The following is a 15,916-nucleotide window of genomic DNA, read 5'->3' as shown; positions in this document are numbered from 1 at the left end:
GCTGGTCATAGAGTAGAGATTACACATCGGTCGTTCTTCCTGTGGGCCATTGAGTGAAACCCAATATCTGCACCTTGCCAAGGGCTTTGCCGGCGTGGCACCTCACCGCTCTCATTGACCGACCGGAAAGCCGATATGAGCCTCAACCCCGAAGGCTTGCGCCTCTATCATGACCGCCTGGCCGCAATGATCGCCACCCTGAGCGACCTGCCGCAACCGCTTGTCAAAGGCCGCGCCTGTGCGCTCGGTACCCTGACCTCCATGCAGCGACGCATCGAAAAGCTGATCACCGACTGGGAGACGCGGGCCATGACCAAGGTCGATCAAAAGGACGTCTCGCGCGATGGCGCGACCCTGCGCATGCTGCGCGATGACAAATGGGTTTATCGCGATTTTGACGGTGTGACGTTTGATCTGCCGCAGGCCGGTGTGGGCCTGAGCTTTGTTGAGGCCATGGCGACGCTCGAAGCGGCGCAAGTCTCTGCCGTTTCGGGTTAGCGGACCTGAAAACCGCTGGACGGTATCGAAATCCTGCCGGTAAATGAGCCAACATCAATGGAGCCCGTCATGACCCTGAAAACTTCCCCCTGGCTGGTGAGTGGCCTGTTGAGCCTTGTCGTTGCGGGCGGCGCTGCCGCGCAGGAGGCCGCACCGCGCCTGACCGTCATGACCTATAATGTCGAAAACTTCTTCGACGCCGAAGACGACCCCAGAATGCCCAATGGCTCGAGCAACGAAGTCATCAATACGCCGGCCTGGGTATCGGCCAAGGCTGCAAACGTCGCCCGCGTCATCCAGCGCTTTGACTTCGGGCGGGGGCCCGATGTCCTCGTTCTGACAGAGGTGGAAAGCCAGGCGAGCCTCGAGGCGATCAAAGGCACACTGAATAATGCCGGTGCTGACTATGTGACGGCGGTGCTTCTGGACGCCGATCCTAACCGTCCGGCCCCCAAGCCCGATCAGCGGGGGATCAAGGTCGCCCTTCTGTCCAAACTGCCTTTGGCCAGTGGCTTTACGCCGAAGTCCTTCCCGGTGGATCTGACCAGCGCCTCTGACTGCAAGAGCCGCGATGGCTCTGCCGGTACGACCCGCGACCTTCTGCAGGTCGATCTCGCTCTACCGGACGGCAAGACGCTGACCATCTTTGGCGGGCATCTGCCCTCAGGCGGCAATCCGCGCGTGTGCCGGGAAATCGCCGCACAGACGATAGCGGCCCTGGCCGCCAAACTGCCGCAGAGCCACGTCATCCTGGCGGCGGGCGACTTCAATTTCAACTGTGCGCCGGAGGAGCGCAAAGGGCTTGCCGCCGCCTTCACTGGCTGGGTTTTGCCGACACAACTGGACAATGCCTGCCGGGGTAGCGGCAGCCAGTTCTATGGCCGTGAAAAGACCTGGTCCTATCTCGACGTCATCACCCAGAAGGCCAGCGGGGCGAGCCAGGACTGGGCCATTGATCCCAAGACCTTCCGCACGGTTTTGACCGACACTGAACAACTGCAATGGGACGATCGCGATCAGGTGATGCGTCCCAAGGCTTTCCGGTTCAATGCCGAAACCGGCACGGGGTCTGGCAACTCCGACCATTGGCCGATTGCCATTGATCTCGTTCGGGGAGGCAAGTGATGACCGTAACGACACTGATCGCATTTGTGGCAGGGCTTATCGCGGGTGCGGCCCTGACCTATCTGATCGGCATGAGACGGGGTGTGACGCCGACGGAGGCTCTGCGTAATCCTTCGAAGTACAAGCGGGCCGACCCGGAGGTCGCGCGAACGCTTGACGAGCATGATCGCGACCTCGCCGCGACGGACCCGCGCTGGGTTGAAGGCGAAGAGGGTGAGTTTGCCACCTTCACCTATGCCGATCGCGACGGGGTCGTTACCGAGCGCCGGGTGTCCAACTGGCGCAGCCACGGCGCCTATATCGAAGGCGTTTGCCTCAATCGTCAGGAAGAACGCACGTTTCGCAAGGATCGCATTACCGGTTGGTCTGCTCAGTCCCACTCTGAGGTGCAGGCGTAAGGGTAAGGCTGCCATATCTCAGAGGGGAATGGCTTATCTGCAAAGGGCACTTTAGGAAACCCGCAGCCGCTGAGAGGAGAGACCGATGAAGCGAATAGTCACCTCAGCCCGTTCCGCTAAGGCAGGTTGCAATCTGCTTCTGAGAGGGCGCGTTTACGCCGTGTGTCTTCGCCAGACGCTGCCAATCCGACAGGACGAGCAGGACGGCTCAGAGGGGCGCGCAGTTGAGCTGGAACGTCTCATCGTCGCGGGGAGGGCGCTTATCGCCCGTCGGGACGTGCTCGAAGCTATGCGGGATCAAGCCGCCGACCTCTACCAGTCCTATATGCGCAGCCCCTGGCGCGCCCGGTCAGGCTCTCAGGTCAATCACCGTGCCCGGACCTCATCCGCGGACATGGAGAGATAGTCGTCAGCCACGTGGCGCCATCCGGCTGATTTCTTGCGCCATCCACGACGGCAGTTGACGACGTAGGCCGAGAAGCTCCTGAATTTCGGTTGGCGCCAGTTTCTGCTGCAACATGGAAACGGCAGACGGAGCACCAAGTTTACCTAACCAGGTTAACGCTCGGACGACTTGGCCCGCCTTTGACTGCGGTAGGACAGTTTGCCAGGCTGGCGCGTGTCGCAGCTCGACCTGGTGCTTCCCCAATTTTAGGGTTCGGCCACGACCGGACGTCAGGTAGACCTCTTTGACAGGCACCTGCGTCGTAAGGCCCAAAGCATTCGCCGCCGCTGCTCCGCTCGCGACGATCGCTTCACCGGTCTGGCTGGCCAAAGCCTCCACAACCTTTGCGGCGGCGGGCGGACGCGTACCGAACCTGCTGGTGACCGGGCAGACATAGAGGCCTCGTGCAGCCCTGATCAGCTTCTTGCGCTTGACGAGGCGTGAGAGAGCCTGATCCACGGCTTCGCGTGTGCCCAGATGCAACAACGCCTTCGCAGAAAGGCTTTCTCCCTCCGGCAAGGCTGTCGCCAAGGCTTCAATCTGTTCCGCGAGCGTGTTCATGTGACCTTCCATAGTGTCAGATATATATTAAATTTTCTGACACTTTACAAGGTGTCGTCCAGTCCTGAGGATTAAGCTCAAGTGTGGCTAACCCGGCACCCGGATGGCTGAAATCCGTCATCGCGAGCCAGTTATTATCGAGCCGGAGAACTGGTCTGGCCGTTCACCCGCTTGATTGAGGTGGTATCCGAGCTGCAGATTGTCGAGGGGCCCTGACCCGTCCATCGGTCCCATATCGTGTTCTTCGGCCAGGCTGGCTCTTCGGGGCCCGCGCCACGGCCTTCTTCAGAGGTCGAGGTAAATCAGCCTTCGGCCGCCGCAAGGCCAAAGGCCTCTTGGCGTTGCTCGCCGACGCGCGCGCCGGTGCTTGCGGCCGAAGGCTGATTTGCCCTCGCCTTGAAGGCCGCGACGGCGCGGTCTCAACAGCGAAGGAGCCACGCCATGTCCCATCAATACCCGGAATTCGAACCCGCCCGTGCCGCGTCATCCACCGACCACTATCTGACCGAGCTGGAGCTTTACGGTTATCGCCCAAGCCTTGAAGAACCTGACCCACGTCCTTTGCCGGAAGACCATCAGGTCGAAGGTGCCGTTCTCGAGATTATGGACGCCCTCGTAGGGACCTTCGACGATACCGCGCTGGAACCTGACCTCGAAGACCTGCTCTGGGGAGCGGTCAGCCGAGGGCCTAAAAGTGGCGCGCGGCAGGGGCAATGGCGGAGGCGAGCGACCTAACCTCCCCCCTTTGTAAGTTCGTGAACGCGGCCTGTGATAAGTTAGACTCTGGCAGCGCGGGGCAGGCCGTATCCCCCGTGGGTTAGAAGCCCGTTGGGAACTGGGCCGTAGCCATAGCCCCCCACCACATATGTTAACGCGGGGCTGATCTCTTCCTCGCATCTGGAGGTCAAGAATTAAGCGACATTTGCAACCCCACCCTGCAACTTAGTCTTTACGCAAATGCAGCATTTGTGGGAATATGTGGCATCGGAGGTTGATATGGTAAAAGCAGTCCTGTTCGACGTAGCGAATGTCATTATACCATGGGATCCGCACAACCTTTTTAATCATCTGATTGCCGAACCATCGGAACGCGATCACTTTCTTAATGCCGTTATTACCCGACCCTGGCACGAGCGGCATGACGCTGGCATCACATTCGCCGACAACCGGATAGAGCTTATGTCTAACTATCCAGAGCATCAGGCGCATATCGTTGCGTGGGGAGATCGGTTTTTAGAAATGTTCGCCCCACCTATTTCAGGGACGGTTGGCCTGATAGAGCGGCTCAATGCCGAACAAGTTCCGCTGTTTGGGCTAACGAACATGCCTTTAGAGGTCTGGGACGGTGTAAGGGCAATGTCGCCGGTGTTCGACCTTTTTGCCGACGTCATCGTATCGGGTCAGGAAGGGGTCATCAAACCCAGCCGGGAAATTTTTGAAATAGCCCTTGATCGAATGGCACAGACGCCCGATCAGGTTCTGTTTGTCGATGATACCGCCGTAAATATTGAGGCAGCGCACAATCTCGGCTTCAAAACCCATTTGTTCACGTCCCCTGAAGCCTTGGAGGCAGATCTTTTACGAAACGGCTTCTTGCTTTCGGATGGTGTGCGCAGATTTAACAACGTGGATAGACGAGATGAGCTCTCTTCAGAAGAGTCGTTTTGACAGATATTGCCTTGATTTTTTGTCTTATTCCTAAAATCGAAGTCCGTTACCTTGACGACTCAAGATAACGGACAGAGTCTGCGCCAAGTTGAATAGCTAGGCTCAGGCCCTATTAATTAACGGGAAGGATTCCCAAGGGAGGTCTGAGGTGATTCACTTTTGGAAGGAGGTGGATCATGGATGACCTGTTTTTGCTGTCTGAGGTGCAGTTCAATCGGATACGCCGGTATTTTCCGTTGTCGCACGGCGTTCCTCGCGTGGATGATCTGCGCGTGGTCAGCGGGATTATTTACTTTATAAAACATGGACTTCAGTGGAAGGATGCCCCAAGGGCTATGGTCCGCACAAGACGCTTTATAACCGCTTCATGCGCTGGAGCCGGATGGGTGTTTTCAATCGGATTTTCACCGCTCTGGCCTCGCAGGCCGGTGATCCGGAGCAACTGATTATCGACGCCACGCATCTCAAAGCCCACCGCACCGCAGCCAGTCTGCTAAAAAAAGGGGATTTCCCCGCCTTCTCGGACGCACCAAAGGCGGCCTGAACTCCAAACTTCATGCGGTTACCGATCAGCATGGCAGGCCCATACGCCTGTTGCTGACCGCCGGACAGGTCAGCGACTTCAAGGGCGCGGCTTTGCTATTGGATACACTGCCCAAAGCAAGAACTTTGCTGGGCGATCGGGGATATGACGCCAACTGGTTCCGTAACGCTTTGAAGGATAAGGGCATAAGTCCCTGCATCCCGTCAAAGCGTCATCGGAAAATCCAGATCGAGCATAACAAAATACTCTATAAACAACGCCATAAGGTCGAGAACATGTTCGCCAAGCTCAAAGACTGGCGGCGCGTACACACTCGCTACGACCGCTGTGCCCACACCTTCTTCTCTGCCATACTCATCGCCGCTACCGTCATCTTCTGGCTCTGATCAATGAGTCCTGAGCCTAGATTTCCTGATTATAGCTGCCGACTTCCGGATGAGCAGCCAAACGGGGCTTGACTTCCTTGCGGAACAGGTCGCGCATATCGTCAGCAGACGTCAGGCTTTCCACCACGACGACTAGTTCCGGCTTATTGGATGAGGCGCGCACAAGCACCCACGAGCCGTCTTCAAGGTGCACGCGAGCGCCATTCACTGTGATGACCTCGACGATTTTGCGGCCGAGGATTTCGCCGCCCTTGGCGTACAGATCGACATATTCCTGCACGATCTTTTCGAGGACCTGATACTTCACCTCGTCTCCGCAATGCGGCGACATGGTCAGCGATGTGTACGCGACTGGCAGGGCCGTCTTGAGTTCGCTCAGAGATTTACCCGGATTTCGTTCGAGCATGGCCAAAACGGCAGCCGCGGCGACAATACCGTCGTCGTAACCCAGACCAATCGGGCTGTTGAAGAAGAAGTGCCCGGACTTTTCAAAGCCCGCCAGCGCCTTCAGTTCCGACGTCTTACGCTTGATATAGGAGTGGCCCGTCTTCCAATAAACGGTCTGCGCCCCGTTGGCCTTCAGCACCTCATCGGTCTTGTAGAGGCCGGTCGATTTCACATCGACAACAAAGGTCGCGTCCTTGTGCAGGGCCGACAGGTCACGCGCAAGCATCAGGCCGATCTTGTCGGCGAAGATTTCTTCACCCGTGTCATCGACTACGCCGCAACGGTCGCCGTCGCCGTCGAAGCCCAGCGCCAGATCGGCACCGTATTCTTTAACGGCCTTGGCCATTTCCATCAGCATGTGATGGTCTTCCGGGTTCGGATTATATTTCGGGAAGGTGTTATCGAGGACGGTGTCCATTTCGATCACCTCGGCCCCCATGGCGCGCAGAGCCTGCGGCGCGAACGCGCCAGCCGTACCGTTACCACAGGCGCAGATAACCTTAAGCTTGCGCTTCAACTGGGCCTTCGAGGCGACGTCGGCGAGATAACGCTCCTGTACGCCCTGAACCAGCTTGAGTGAGCCGCCAGGACGTTCAACGCCTGCGCCCGCCATGATGATTTCCTTCAGGCGGCCCATTTCATCTGGTCCGAAGGTCAGCGGGGCCTGACAACCCATTTTGACGCCGGTCCAGCCGTTTTCGTTGTGCGAGGCCGTGACCATGGCCACGCAGGGCGCATCAAGGTCGAACTGCGCAAAATAGGCGATCGGCGAAAGGCACAGGCCGATATCCAGCACTTCGCAACCGGCCTGAATGAGGCCGATGATCAGAGCGTTCTTGATGTTGATGGAATAGGAGCGATAGTCGTGACCCACCACGATGCGCGGCTTGACTCCGCGTTCGTGGATATAGCTGCCGAGCCCCAGACCGAGGGCCTGAATACCCAGCAGGTTGATCTCCTTACCGAACACCCAGCGGGCGTCATATTCGCGGAAACCCGTCGTTTTGACAAAGGCCTCTGTTTCAAATTCAAATGTGTTGGGGACAAGGTCGGTGCGAGGCAGAAGAACGGTCATGAAATTATCCGGTAAAATAAAAGCTGTTTATCTAGCAAAGTAAGGACTGAGTGCCGCTCGCGCGGCATTATTGAGATCGGGTCGCTTAAGAGCGAGAGCGACGTTGGCTTTTAGCAGACCGATCTTATCGCCGCAATCATAGGTCTCTCCATCATATCGCAAAGCAAAAAAGCCCTGCGTTTTCATCAGAGAAACCATTGAGTCGGTCAATTGAATTTCGCCACCTGCGCCTGGCACCTGTTCCGACAGCAAGGGAAAGATGTCAGGCTGGAGAATGTAGCGACCGGAAACGATAAGGTTAGACGGCGCCGTACCCTTAGCCGGCTTTTCAACCATGCCGGTCATGCGCCGAAGTGGATCATCCGAGTCTTCAACGGCGACGACGCCATATTTATGGGTTTCGTCCTCCGGCACCTCTTCGACGAGGATAATATTACCTCCGACCTTCTCATATGCGGATATGGCTTGCGACAGAGCCGGGGTCTCGGCATCCATCACCATGTCCGGCAACAATACGGCAAAAGGCTCATCGCCTATGATGTCACGCGCGCAGTTAACTGCGTGGCCAAGTCCCAGGGGCTGCATCTGACGGACAAAACTCATCTCGCCGGATTTGGGTAGCTCCGCGAGTAACTGATCAAGCAGCGCGGTCTTGCCCTTTGCCTCCAGCTGCGCTTCCAGTTCAAACTGATGGTCGAAGTAGTCTTCAATGGCCCCCTTCTGGCGGCCGGTGACAAAGACGAAATGTTCAATGCCGGCGTCGCGCGCCTCAGCCACGATATAGGAGAGGATCGGACGATCCACGACGTTCAGAAGTTCTTTTGGAATAACTTTCGTACCCGGCAGAACGCGAGTACCAAAACCCGCAACAGGTATCACCGCTTTGCGTACCCGTTTAAATGTCATATCTGATCCATTTGAAATGCAGTGGAACGAATTTATAGCGACACGGCTGCGCGAATGGCTACCACACTCGTTTAGTTGGCGCCGTGCCTGCCCGCAAGCGCCCTCACGTAAATAATTGACTATGATTGCTCTTAGACTGCGCTTGATCTCCCGGCATCCAACCGAGTTTTACTCCCGCTACGACGCCGAATAGGACAGCATTCCGAGGCGCCGGCGAGCGCGGCCCCGGCCAAATGCTCAACGAGACCGGGTCAGCAAATCTACAGGTATCGTTCCAGAGGCCGCGGACGCTTGACCTTCAACTGAGGTAGAGGAACGGAGCTTGGCGCGGCCTTGTCAAAGACCCTTAAATTGGGCGGTGTGTCGAAAGCCTTCGCTGCGCGCTGGGCCAATTGGCGAGCCTCCTCACGCAGATCTTCAAAGCGTTTGACCTCCCAGGCATTGCGATCGACGAGTTGCTTTTGGTGGCGTATGATTTTTCCGGCCGTATCGCGGACCGCAACATCCACTTCCACCTTTTGGCGCCCCTTGAAGGCAAGCAGCACCTCCTCACCCACGCTGGCGCTTGATTCTTCAAGAGCTCTTGGCAGGTCAACGCCCCACACCTTGAATGGCTTTCCCCCTTCGTTTTCCAGAACGATAAAATGACTTTCTTTCTCGTCTGCCTTGTCGAGATAAGGCGCGGTACCGGTCGATATGAGTTTGCCGATGTGGATAATCGTATGACCGAGACGGGCACACTTCAACGGGTGATGAAAGCCTTCGATTGGCAACTGCATAAGAAGGACTACATCCCGATGTCGGGCCAGATTGTCGATGCCTCACTGGTGCCGGCGCCGAAGCAGCGCAACACCGGAAGCGAGCGGGACGCGATCAAATCTGGAAAGAGCGCGCAGGAGATCTGGCCGGATGAGCCAAACAAGGCCGCGCAAAAGGACACAGACGCGCGCTGGACGCTCTAGGTGGGTGGCAAGGTCCGCTACCGGGAGGACGGCACGCCCCTGCCGATGATTGCGGTGCCCGTCTTCGGCTATAAGTCCCATATCAGTATCGACCGGCGTTTTGGCTTTATCCGGTCAATGGCCGTGACCTCGGCCAAAGAGGCGGACGGACGTCTGCTGAAACGTGTGGTCACGACCGACAATATCAGTGGCGACGACTGGGCCGACAGCGCGTACCGGTCACGCAGCAACGAGAAGTGGCTGTCGGCACGGGCCAATGCGGCCAAGTCCTCGGTCCGCGCCCATGTCGAGCATGTGTTTGCGCATCAGAAGAACCGGTTTGGTCTGTTTATCCGCACCATCGGCCTCAAACGCGCTGAGGCCAAACTCACCTTGGCCAATCTGGCCTATAACTTCAACCGGCTGATCTTCCATGAACGCAGGCGAGCCCTAGGATGAGTCCGCCCGGTTTCAGGAACAAATGGCCAAAACACCGACCGAAACACCAATAAAAGCGCCATAGACGCACATCCTGACCCGCTGGAACACCGCCGCATCCGAACAGCGTGTTATGCCGCCCAATTCATGAGGTTTTTGCGGGTGTCCGGCTTCCCTATTTTCGTCCTGTGGATTTGCGGTGAGGTCTGCCTTGCTCATGTGTACACTGTCAGCGATTCGTAATGTGTCCGGAGACGTTTGAGATGTATGGCCGGTTGACGGTGATTTGCGGCCCGATGTTTGCGGGCAAGACGACCGAGCTTCTGAAGCGCATCCTGTGGGCCCGCAATGGCGAGGGTAAGGATGTGCTGGTCGTCAAAACCGCCTTTGATGTGCGCTACTCACGAACCGAAGTGATTACGCACGATGGCCTGGCCGCCGAGGCAGTTGTGTTGCACGCCTTTGGCGACATCGAAGCCCGTTTTCGTGAGGCCGATCTGGTCTGTTTTGACGAGGTGCAGTTTTTTCAGGACATGGACCGTGACGTGGTCGATGTGGTCAAATGCCTTCTGGAAGCCGGAACGGATGTTGTAGCAGCCGGTCTTGACACTAACTGGAAGGGCGATGCCTTTGCCGCGACGGGTCTGTTGATGGCTATGGCTGACGAAGTGGTCAAACTGCGGTCGCACTGCGCGGTTTGCGGGCAGCCGGCCCATAAAACGTTCAAGAAGGTTGAGGACGAAGCAGAGATACAGTTGGGGCATAATGATATTTATGAACCCCGCTGCAATCGCCACTGGTTCTCTGACCTCCCTTTGATGATGAAGCTTGAGGCGCTGAAACGGTCGGGAAAGACAGAGGGCTGAGCGCATGACGGATGTGACCCCGGAAGATGTGGCGATGGCGCAGGTCCGCATCGCCGGGCAGGTACACAGAACGCCTCTGATTCAATCCGAGACGCTGAACACAGCCTTGGGTCACCGTATCATATTCAAAGCCGAAAATTTGCAAAGGATCGGGGCCTTCAAACTGCGCGGTGCGACCAACACCCTCAAAGCTTTGCAAGAACAGAACGCTCTGTCTTATAGCGTGTGTACCTTTTCCTCCGGCAACCACGCGCAGGCTGTGGCCTATGCGGCCCGCAGTCTAGGCGTCAAGGCCACCATATTTATTCCACAGCAGGCCTCAGGTTTAAAGATAGCTGCGACCCGTGCCTGCGGGGCGGAGGTGGTGGTCACCGAAACGCGTCAGATCGCAGAAGCCGCAATTTCGGACTACATTGAGCGCGGTGCCACCTTTGTCCATCCCTATGACAACCCTTATGTTATTGCCGGTCAGGGCACCGCCTGTCTCGAAGCGTTGCAGGATGGGGCGGAGGCAGATGCAGTCTTCGCCCCCTGCGGCGGGGGCGGACTGATGTCGGGGACGTGGCTGGCCACCCGGCTGGCGCGGCCAAAGGCGAAGGTTTTTGCCTGTGAACCGGCAATGGCTAACGATGCTCACCGCTCTGTACAAAGCGGTCAGATTGTGCGTCTGAACGAGACACCGATGACTATAGCCGACGGTGTAAGGACGCTCGCCGTGTCTGAACGTACCCTGTCCTACCTGCGTCAACTCGATGGGTTTCATGAAGTTGGCGAGCGTGAAATCATCCTGTGGACCCAATGGCTGACCCATCTCTTGAAACTGACCATTGAACCCACTTCGGCCATGTGCATGGCGGGGGTTCAGCGTTGGCTGAGAACCCAAACGGGACCGCGAACCGTTCTGGTCATCCTTTCTGGTGGCAATATCGGTGCGGATACGCAAAGGCAGATATGGGCGGAGGATCATCTCCGGGACTGGCCGCTGTAAGTACCGCAACGAGAAGCGGGCGAGCCCATTCTTTTCAACTTTCAGATAGGCAACCGCCAAAAAGCCTTTTGGATTTTGCCTCAAAAAGTGCTTTAGGTTTAATCGTTGGGGGCCGTCATTGAGCCCTGTTCTATTTTTAAACATGGCATTCTGACCGCAACGCGGAATTACTGATTTTTAGGAGCACCTATGACTGCAAAGCTTGATCCCGTGACCGGTTTTGTCGTGATGGCCTTCGGTTCGCCAGGCGTTGCGCTCATTCTGGCGGGGGCCATACTGGTTTTCGCACTGGGTCTGATAGGGTTTACCGCTGTGCGGGTTTATAACCCCTTGCTTATGGAAATCCGTGACCGCTGGAACCTTTTAGGGGGTCTTGCCGGGCGCAATCGTCGGATGGCCTTCTTTGAACAGTTTGCGACGGTGGACACACGCTTTTCCGGTACCGGAGCCGATGGCCGGTTGTCGGCGGCTCTTGTGCTCGGCTGGGCCAATTACCGAAGCCTGCTTGTCGATAGCGAAGGCGATGGGTTCGTTACCTCCATCTGTGCGGCGGAAGCTTTTGATCGTCTGGATGAGCCCGCCCGTGCTCTGGAATGGTGGGCGAATATTCTGGTGGCTGTCGGTCTGGTGATTACCTTTCTGGGTATTGTCGCCGCTCTGTCAGAAGCGACAGCGGCCATGGCCGGCGGTGACGGCGGGTCGCAGATGCAAAGCGCGCTGATGGGACTGCTTGCGATTGCGGCCACGAAGTTCTGGACCTCCATTTCCGGGGTCTTTTGCTCCATCATCTTACGCGTGGTCGCCCGGTTCTGGCGCAAGGCGATTGAGAGCGCTGAGGCGGGTTTCTTCGTGACCCTTGATAGCTGTGTGAGCTTCATGCCGCCGGAAAAGGTCTCACTGGAGCAGCTCAAGAGCCTGAAGCGACTAGAAACCGCGATCGGCGGAAAGGTTTGAATATGCGCTTCAAACACCGCCGCGCCTCCGAAATGGAAGAAGGCGAAAGCTACTACGTCTCGATGACCGATCTTATGGTCGGCGTCCTCTTCATCTTCATCATCATGCTGGCCTATTTTGCCCTGCATTTCCGGGACACGACTGAAGAACTCACCAGTGCTAAGGACGCGCAGACCACTGCCTTGATGAAGGTGGCGACGGAATTGCGCTCTCATTCCGCAAATATCGAAGTCGATTACAAAAACAGAATTGTCTGTCTGAAAGACACGGACCTTCTTGAAACGGGCGGGACGGGCGAGCGACGCTGCTTTGCCTATTCCGGGGCGCCTCCTGTCGATGTTCAGAGCGAAGCTGCGCAGAAATCAGCGGCAGCTCAGGCGGTATTTGCCGCCGCCCTGAATGGTGATGTCAGCCAGAAAATGCCACAAGCGAGCGTAAACCTCTCGGATGGTACCACCAGTTTCGACGCGGATCGCCTGTTCGCGCCGGGTACAGCGACCTTGTCCGCCGAGGGACAGGCCGCCGCAACAGAGCTGGCGAGTAGTCTGGCGACGCGACTGCCTTGCATGGCCTACGGCACCAATGCAGCGGGTTGTCAGGGAGAGGCCAAGATGAGTGCCGTTACGATCCTTGCCGTTGCCAATATTAACGCCTTTACGGCCGACGGGCGCGCGGCTCAGGCCTTGTCTTTGGAACGATCCGTGGCCTTCCATCAGGCTCTGGTCGCTTCACGGCCTGTTTTGGGGCAATTACGCAACCAGCCTGAGGGTGGAGAGCCCCTGCTGCGGGTCGTGTCTGTTGGCAATTCGTCGGTCAATGCCCCGTCCGGCGGTTCGGGCAAGACGCTGATCATTCAGTTTCAGATGGCAACGCCCGCGCAATAAGGGCGTAGGGTTCAAGGCCGGCCCCCTATTCGGATGCGGCGGGCGCATTTATGTTGAGGTTAAGTTATGAACGACACGGCGAAGGCGCTGAACGATGCGAAGGCGCGGCTGAGAGACTGGCTGTTTAACGCGGCCCTGCCGATCTGGCGCGATACCGGCGTTGATAAGGCCAAGGGCGGTGTCTTTGAAACCCTGGCGCTTGATGGAACGCCTGCGGACGTTAACCGTCGCACGCGCGTCGCCGCCCGTCAGGTCTATTCCTATGCGCTGGCCCGACAGATGGGGTATGAGGGCGATGTCGATACGGTCATTGACGCGGGGCTGAACTGGCTGAGCGGTCCGGCCGCGGCACCGGGAGGCCTCGTCTATGCTGTGCTGACGCCACAAGGCGAAGTGGTAAAGGCCGAGTTCGACTTCTACGACCACGCCTTCGCCCTTCTGGCCTATGCTTCGGCCTTCAAGGTGCGCCCACACGACAAGAGCCTTGAGCAAAAGGCCATCGCTATCCGCGATACGCTGATGACGACCTACAAGCACCCGGTGCGCGGCTTCGAAGAAGCCAATCCGCGCACCTTGCCGCTGAAAACCAATCCGCACATGCACATGTTCGAGGCCTCGCTGGCGTGGATCGAAGCCGGCGGTGACGGCGTTTGGAAAGAGATCGCGGGCGAAATCGCGCAGCTATGTCTCGACAAGTTCCTGCACCCGGAAAATGGCAGCCTGCGCGAATATTTCGACGGCGACTGGAACCCGCTGGAAGGTGAGATGGGTCGTATTATCGAGCCGGGCCATCAGTTTGAATGGGCGTGGTTGCTGGTTCGCTGGGCGGCCATCAGTGGCGATGATAAGTTTATTGCGCCCGCCAAGCGTCTGGTCGAAATCGCTGAAGACTTCGGCACCGATCATGAACGCAACGCTACGGTGTTCGAGCTGTGGGACGACTTCTCGGTTAAGGACAACAAGGCGCGCCTGTGGGCCCAGACTGAGCGCATGAAGGCCTATGTGGCCTTGCAGTCCATCGCCGCGACGCCCGAAGAAAAGACGGGCTATGTCGCAAAGCTGATCAAGGGTATCGAAGGTCTTGAGTTATATTTCGACGCGCCTGTGCGCGGGCTTTATCGCGACAAGATGAACCCGGACGGCAGCTTCGTACAGGAGCCCGCACCAGCTTCGACCCTTTATCACATTATCTGCGCCATCGACGAAACCTTCCGCGTTGAAATGTGAGACTCAAAGACAGCTTACGGGCTTGAGTGTGCGCTCACGTCATTCTAAAAGCCCGTAGTTTTTCTCGGAGTGCGCCGAATGTCTGATGTCCCGCCAATCTTGCTGATACTGATTGCGCTGAAGGCGGGGGCCAAGATTATAGACGTCTATCAGACGGATTTTTCGGTTGATGCCAAGTCAGACGCCTCTCCGGTCACCGAAGCGGATGGCGCGGCGGAAGAGATCATTTTGACGGAACTGGCCAAGCTGTCGCCGGACATCCCTGTCGTCGCCGAAGAGGCCGTCTCAAAGGGTGACGTGCCAGAGACAGACAAGGTCTTCTATCTGGTCGATCCGCTGGATGGTACGCGTGAATTTATCTCCCGTAATGGCGAATTCACCGTCAATATCGCCCTGATCGAAGAGGGCGTACCTGTTACTGGCGTGGTTTATGCCCCTGCGCTTGGTGAGATCTTCTGGGGCGCGCAAGGTAAGGGTGCCTTCCGGGCCACCGTCAATGAAGGTGTCATTGGCACGCAACAGGCCATTCGTGTGCGCAAGGCTCCCACCGCTCTGACCGCTATCGGCAGCCGCTCGCACGGCAGCGCGGAGACGGAAGAGTGGCTTAAGCAGTATGTGGTCAATGACTTTGTAGCCGCTGGGTCATCGCTGAAATTCTGCCGCGTGGCCGAAGGGGCAGCTGACCTCTACCCCCGACACGGTCGCACGATGGAATGGGATACGGCAGCCGGCGATGCCGTATTGCGCGCCGCCGGTGGTCTGGTTACAACACTGGATGGGCAGCCGCTTACCTACGGCAAACGCGACCGAGCGGACGCAACCGATTTTGCCAATCCTTATTTTGTCGCCTATGGCGATCAGAGTCTTGTTGGTGCAATTGCCTCTGCATAGCGCTGAAACCAAATCTGAATTGTGCGTAACGCCTTGGGGTTGAGTTTGAGCCTCGCTTCTCTTGACCTCTGCCACTACTGAAATACGCTGACAGTCCTCCAGCGAGAGGACAGGCAATGAGAGGTATGACCCAGGTTGGTGAGCAGAGCGTCGTTGCTTATCTTGGCAACCTAAAGCCGCTTTTCGTCGGCAAATGTAAAAAGGATGGGGTGAGTGCGTCCGAAGGTTTAAGGCGGCTTGTTGTTGAAGCCTTAAATACAAAAGAGGCGTCATACAAAATTGAACCGGTCGAACCAGAAGAGGTGTCTATAGGCGTTCAAGTCCGATTCACGCCTTCAGAACTCGCCGCCGCGAAGGCGTGCGCCACCGCTTCCGGGCTTTCACTTCAAAAATGGTATGCGTCCTTATTGAGGGGGTATCTGACGCGACTACCTCAGTTTGGTCAGTACGAGCTCGAGGCATTGGGCGAAAGCAACCGTCGGATTGCTCAGATGGTCCGCCAGCTTCGTGGTTGTGAATTCGCCTCTATAAATGAAGCCATTCGTGGGGATGACATTGTCTCTGAGTTAAGAGCACACCTTAAACACGTTGCCGTTCTAATGACCTGCAATCGTGACCGGTGGAGATTATCTCCCGATGACTGAGCCGAGTGCATTCACCGAAGACGACGTTCA

19 protein-coding genes and 1 pseudogene are annotated in these 15,916 nt (G+C 57.2%); 15 read left to right on the top strand and 5 right to left on the bottom strand.

Annotated elements, in window-relative coordinates; translation table 11 throughout:
• The first annotated feature begins 135 nt into the window (after window positions 1-135).
• From Q0072_RS07500 to Q0072_RS07490, 3 genes are all read left to right on the top strand, one after another.
• On the top strand, window positions 136-498 hold the full coding sequence (locus tag Q0072_RS07500) for a hypothetical protein (RefSeq protein WP_298327919.1): 363 nt from the start codon (window positions 136-138) through the stop codon (window positions 496-498).
• Window positions 499-567: 69 nt separating this feature from the next.
• A complete protein-coding gene (locus Q0072_RS07495) occupies window positions 568-1,623 on the top strand; it encodes an endonuclease/exonuclease/phosphatase family protein (RefSeq protein WP_298327917.1) in 1,056 nt (351 codons plus the stop codon).
• Window positions 1,623-2,021: a hypothetical protein gene (locus Q0072_RS07490; protein WP_298327915.1), complete on the top strand. Its 399-nt coding sequence runs from the start codon at window positions 1,623-1,625 to the stop codon at window positions 2,019-2,021. The genes Q0072_RS07495 and Q0072_RS07490 overlap by 1 nt, the downstream gene beginning before the upstream one ends.
• A 409-nt stretch (window positions 2,022-2,430) precedes the next feature.
• Here Q0072_RS07490 and Q0072_RS07485 read toward each other — a convergent pair whose 3' ends face one another.
• On the bottom strand, window positions 2,431-3,027 hold the full coding sequence (locus Q0072_RS07485; protein ID WP_298327913.1) for a DUF6088 family protein: 597 nt from the start codon (window positions 3,025-3,027) through the stop codon (window positions 2,431-2,433).
• A 441-nt stretch (window positions 3,028-3,468) separates the two neighbouring features.
• Between Q0072_RS07485 and Q0072_RS07480 the strand changes: the two genes are divergently transcribed.
• From Q0072_RS07480 to Q0072_RS07470, 3 genes and pseudogenes are all read left to right on the top strand, one after another.
• The gene (locus tag Q0072_RS07480) at window positions 3,469-3,762 is read left to right on the top strand and encodes a hypothetical protein (RefSeq protein WP_298327911.1); all 294 of its coding nucleotides are present in this window, start codon (window positions 3,469-3,471) and stop codon (window positions 3,760-3,762) included.
• A 261-nt stretch (window positions 3,763-4,023) separates the two neighbouring features.
• Window positions 4,024-4,695, top strand: coding sequence for an HAD family phosphatase (locus Q0072_RS07475; protein ID WP_298327910.1), 672 nt, complete (start codon window positions 4,024-4,026; stop codon window positions 4,693-4,695).
• A 176-nt stretch (window positions 4,696-4,871) separates the two neighbouring features.
• Window positions 4,872-5,625, top strand: a pseudogene (locus Q0072_RS07470) (IS5 family transposase).
• Window positions 5,626-5,641: 16 nt separating this feature from the next.
• Here the strand turns inward: Q0072_RS07470 and Q0072_RS07465 are convergent.
• The 3 genes from Q0072_RS07465 to Q0072_RS07455 form a co-directional block, all read right to left on the bottom strand.
• Entirely contained in the window at window positions 5,642-7,147 is a 1,506-nt protein-coding gene (locus Q0072_RS07465) for a phosphomannomutase/phosphoglucomutase (protein WP_298327907.1), read from the bottom strand.
• Between the two features lie 27 nt (window positions 7,148-7,174).
• On the bottom strand, window positions 7,175-8,053 hold the full coding sequence (gene galU, locus Q0072_RS07460) for a UTP--glucose-1-phosphate uridylyltransferase GalU (RefSeq protein WP_298327905.1): 879 nt from the start codon (window positions 8,051-8,053) through the stop codon (window positions 7,175-7,177).
• A gap of 260 nt (window positions 8,054-8,313) precedes the next feature.
• Window positions 8,314-8,832, bottom strand: a complete 519-nt coding sequence (locus Q0072_RS07455) for an SIMPL domain-containing protein (RefSeq protein WP_298327903.1) — start codon at window positions 8,830-8,832, stop codon at window positions 8,314-8,316.
• Here Q0072_RS07455 and Q0072_RS07450 point away from each other — a divergent pair.
• Window positions 8,806-9,015, top strand: coding sequence for a hypothetical protein (locus Q0072_RS07450; RefSeq protein ID WP_298327900.1), 210 nt, complete (start codon window positions 8,806-8,808; stop codon window positions 9,013-9,015). The genes Q0072_RS07455 and Q0072_RS07450 overlap by 27 nt on opposite strands.
• Window positions 9,016-9,453, top strand: coding sequence for a transposase (locus Q0072_RS07445; protein ID WP_298327897.1), 438 nt, complete (start codon window positions 9,016-9,018; stop codon window positions 9,451-9,453).
• 12 nt (window positions 9,454-9,465) lie between these two features.
• Here Q0072_RS07445 and Q0072_RS07440 read toward each other — a convergent pair whose 3' ends face one another.
• Window positions 9,466-9,651 carry a hypothetical protein gene (locus Q0072_RS07440; protein WP_298327894.1) on the bottom strand — a complete coding sequence of 62 codons (186 nt, stop codon included), beginning with the start codon at window positions 9,649-9,651 and terminating at the stop codon, window positions 9,466-9,468.
• A 44-nt stretch (window positions 9,652-9,695) separates the two neighbouring features.
• Here Q0072_RS07440 and Q0072_RS07435 point away from each other — a divergent pair, with 44 nt between their 5' ends.
• The 7 genes from Q0072_RS07435 to Q0072_RS07405 all read left to right on the top strand — a co-directional run bounded on the left by Q0072_RS07435 (window position 9,696) and on the right by Q0072_RS07405 (window position 15,886).
• Window positions 9,696-10,298: a hypothetical protein gene (locus Q0072_RS07435; protein ID WP_298327891.1), complete on the top strand. Its 603-nt coding sequence runs from the start codon at window positions 9,696-9,698 to the stop codon at window positions 10,296-10,298.
• Window positions 10,299-10,302: 4 nt separating this feature from the next.
• Window positions 10,303-11,286, top strand: a complete 984-nt coding sequence (locus Q0072_RS07430; RefSeq protein WP_298327888.1) for a serine/threonine dehydratase — start codon at window positions 10,303-10,305, stop codon at window positions 11,284-11,286.
• Window positions 11,287-11,475: 189 nt separating this feature from the next.
• On the top strand, window positions 11,476-12,240 hold the full coding sequence (locus Q0072_RS07425) for a hypothetical protein (RefSeq protein WP_298327886.1): 765 nt from the start codon (window positions 11,476-11,478) through the stop codon (window positions 12,238-12,240).
• Window positions 12,241-12,242: 2 nt separating this feature from the next.
• On the top strand, window positions 12,243-13,124 hold the full coding sequence (locus tag Q0072_RS07420; protein ID WP_298327883.1) for a hypothetical protein: 882 nt from the start codon (window positions 12,243-12,245) through the stop codon (window positions 13,122-13,124).
• 66 nt (window positions 13,125-13,190) lie between these two features.
• Window positions 13,191-14,351, top strand: a complete 1,161-nt coding sequence (locus Q0072_RS07415) for an AGE family epimerase/isomerase (protein WP_298327880.1) — start codon at window positions 13,191-13,193, stop codon at window positions 14,349-14,351.
• A gap of 78 nt (window positions 14,352-14,429) precedes the next feature.
• Window positions 14,430-15,242 carry a 3'(2'),5'-bisphosphate nucleotidase CysQ gene (gene cysQ / locus Q0072_RS07410; RefSeq protein ID WP_298327877.1) on the top strand — a complete coding sequence of 271 codons (813 nt, stop codon included), beginning with the start codon at window positions 14,430-14,432 and terminating at the stop codon, window positions 15,240-15,242.
• Window positions 15,243-15,367: 125 nt separating this feature from the next.
• Window positions 15,368-15,886 carry a hypothetical protein gene (locus Q0072_RS07405; RefSeq protein WP_298327874.1) on the top strand — a complete coding sequence of 173 codons (519 nt, stop codon included), beginning with the start codon at window positions 15,368-15,370 and terminating at the stop codon, window positions 15,884-15,886.
• Window positions 15,887-15,916 lie beyond the last annotated feature (30 nt).

Source organism: Asticcacaulis sp., from assembly GCF_027484505.1.
Taxonomy (GTDB): Bacteria; Pseudomonadota; Alphaproteobacteria; order Caulobacterales; family Caulobacteraceae; genus Asticcacaulis.
This window is presented reverse-complemented; position numbering and strand designations above follow the sequence as displayed.

Bases quoted from the DNA above. Each gene is read 5' to 3' on its own strand.
- galU (WP_298327905.1), bottom strand. From the start codon at position 8,053: ATGACATTTAAACGGGTACGCAAAGCGGTGATACCTGTTGCGGGTTTT.
- Q0072_RS07455 (WP_298327903.1), bottom strand. From the start codon at position 8,832: ATGCAGTTGCCAATCGAAGGCTTTCATCACCCGTTGAAGTGTGCCCGT.
- Q0072_RS07495 (WP_298327917.1), top strand. From the start codon at position 568: ATGACCCTGAAAACTTCCCCCTGGCTGGTGAGTGGCCTGTTGAGCCTT.
- Q0072_RS07485 (WP_298327913.1), bottom strand. From the start codon at position 3,027: ATGAACACGCTCGCGGAACAGATTGAAGCCTTGGCGACAGCCTTGCCG.
- Q0072_RS07465 (WP_298327907.1), bottom strand. From the start codon at position 7,147: ATGACCGTTCTTCTGCCTCGCACCGACCTTGTCCCCAACACATTTGAA.
- Q0072_RS07500 (WP_298327919.1), top strand. From the start codon at position 136: ATGAGCCTCAACCCCGAAGGCTTGCGCCTCTATCATGACCGCCTGGCC.
- Q0072_RS07450 (WP_298327900.1), top strand. From the start codon at position 8,806: ATGAAAGCCTTCGATTGGCAACTGCATAAGAAGGACTACATCCCGATG.
- Q0072_RS07415 (WP_298327880.1), top strand. From the start codon at position 13,191: ATGAACGACACGGCGAAGGCGCTGAACGATGCGAAGGCGCGGCTGAGA.
- Q0072_RS07490 (WP_298327915.1), top strand. From the start codon at position 1,623: ATGACCGTAACGACACTGATCGCATTTGTGGCAGGGCTTATCGCGGGT.
- Q0072_RS07425 (WP_298327886.1), top strand. From the start codon at position 11,476: ATGACTGCAAAGCTTGATCCCGTGACCGGTTTTGTCGTGATGGCCTTC.
- Q0072_RS07430 (WP_298327888.1), top strand. From the start codon at position 10,303: ATGACGGATGTGACCCCGGAAGATGTGGCGATGGCGCAGGTCCGCATC.
- Q0072_RS07435 (WP_298327891.1), top strand. From the start codon at position 9,696: ATGTATGGCCGGTTGACGGTGATTTGCGGCCCGATGTTTGCGGGCAAG.
- Q0072_RS07475 (WP_298327910.1), top strand. From the start codon at position 4,024: ATGGTAAAAGCAGTCCTGTTCGACGTAGCGAATGTCATTATACCATGG.
- Q0072_RS07480 (WP_298327911.1), top strand. From the start codon at position 3,469: ATGTCCCATCAATACCCGGAATTCGAACCCGCCCGTGCCGCGTCATCC.
- Q0072_RS07405 (WP_298327874.1), top strand. From the start codon at position 15,368: ATGACCCAGGTTGGTGAGCAGAGCGTCGTTGCTTATCTTGGCAACCTA.
- Q0072_RS07440 (WP_298327894.1), bottom strand. From the start codon at position 9,651: ATGAGCAAGGCAGACCTCACCGCAAATCCACAGGACGAAAATAGGGAA.
- cysQ (WP_298327877.1), top strand. From the start codon at position 14,430: ATGTCTGATGTCCCGCCAATCTTGCTGATACTGATTGCGCTGAAGGCG.
- Q0072_RS07420 (WP_298327883.1), top strand. From the start codon at position 12,243: ATGCGCTTCAAACACCGCCGCGCCTCCGAAATGGAAGAAGGCGAAAGC.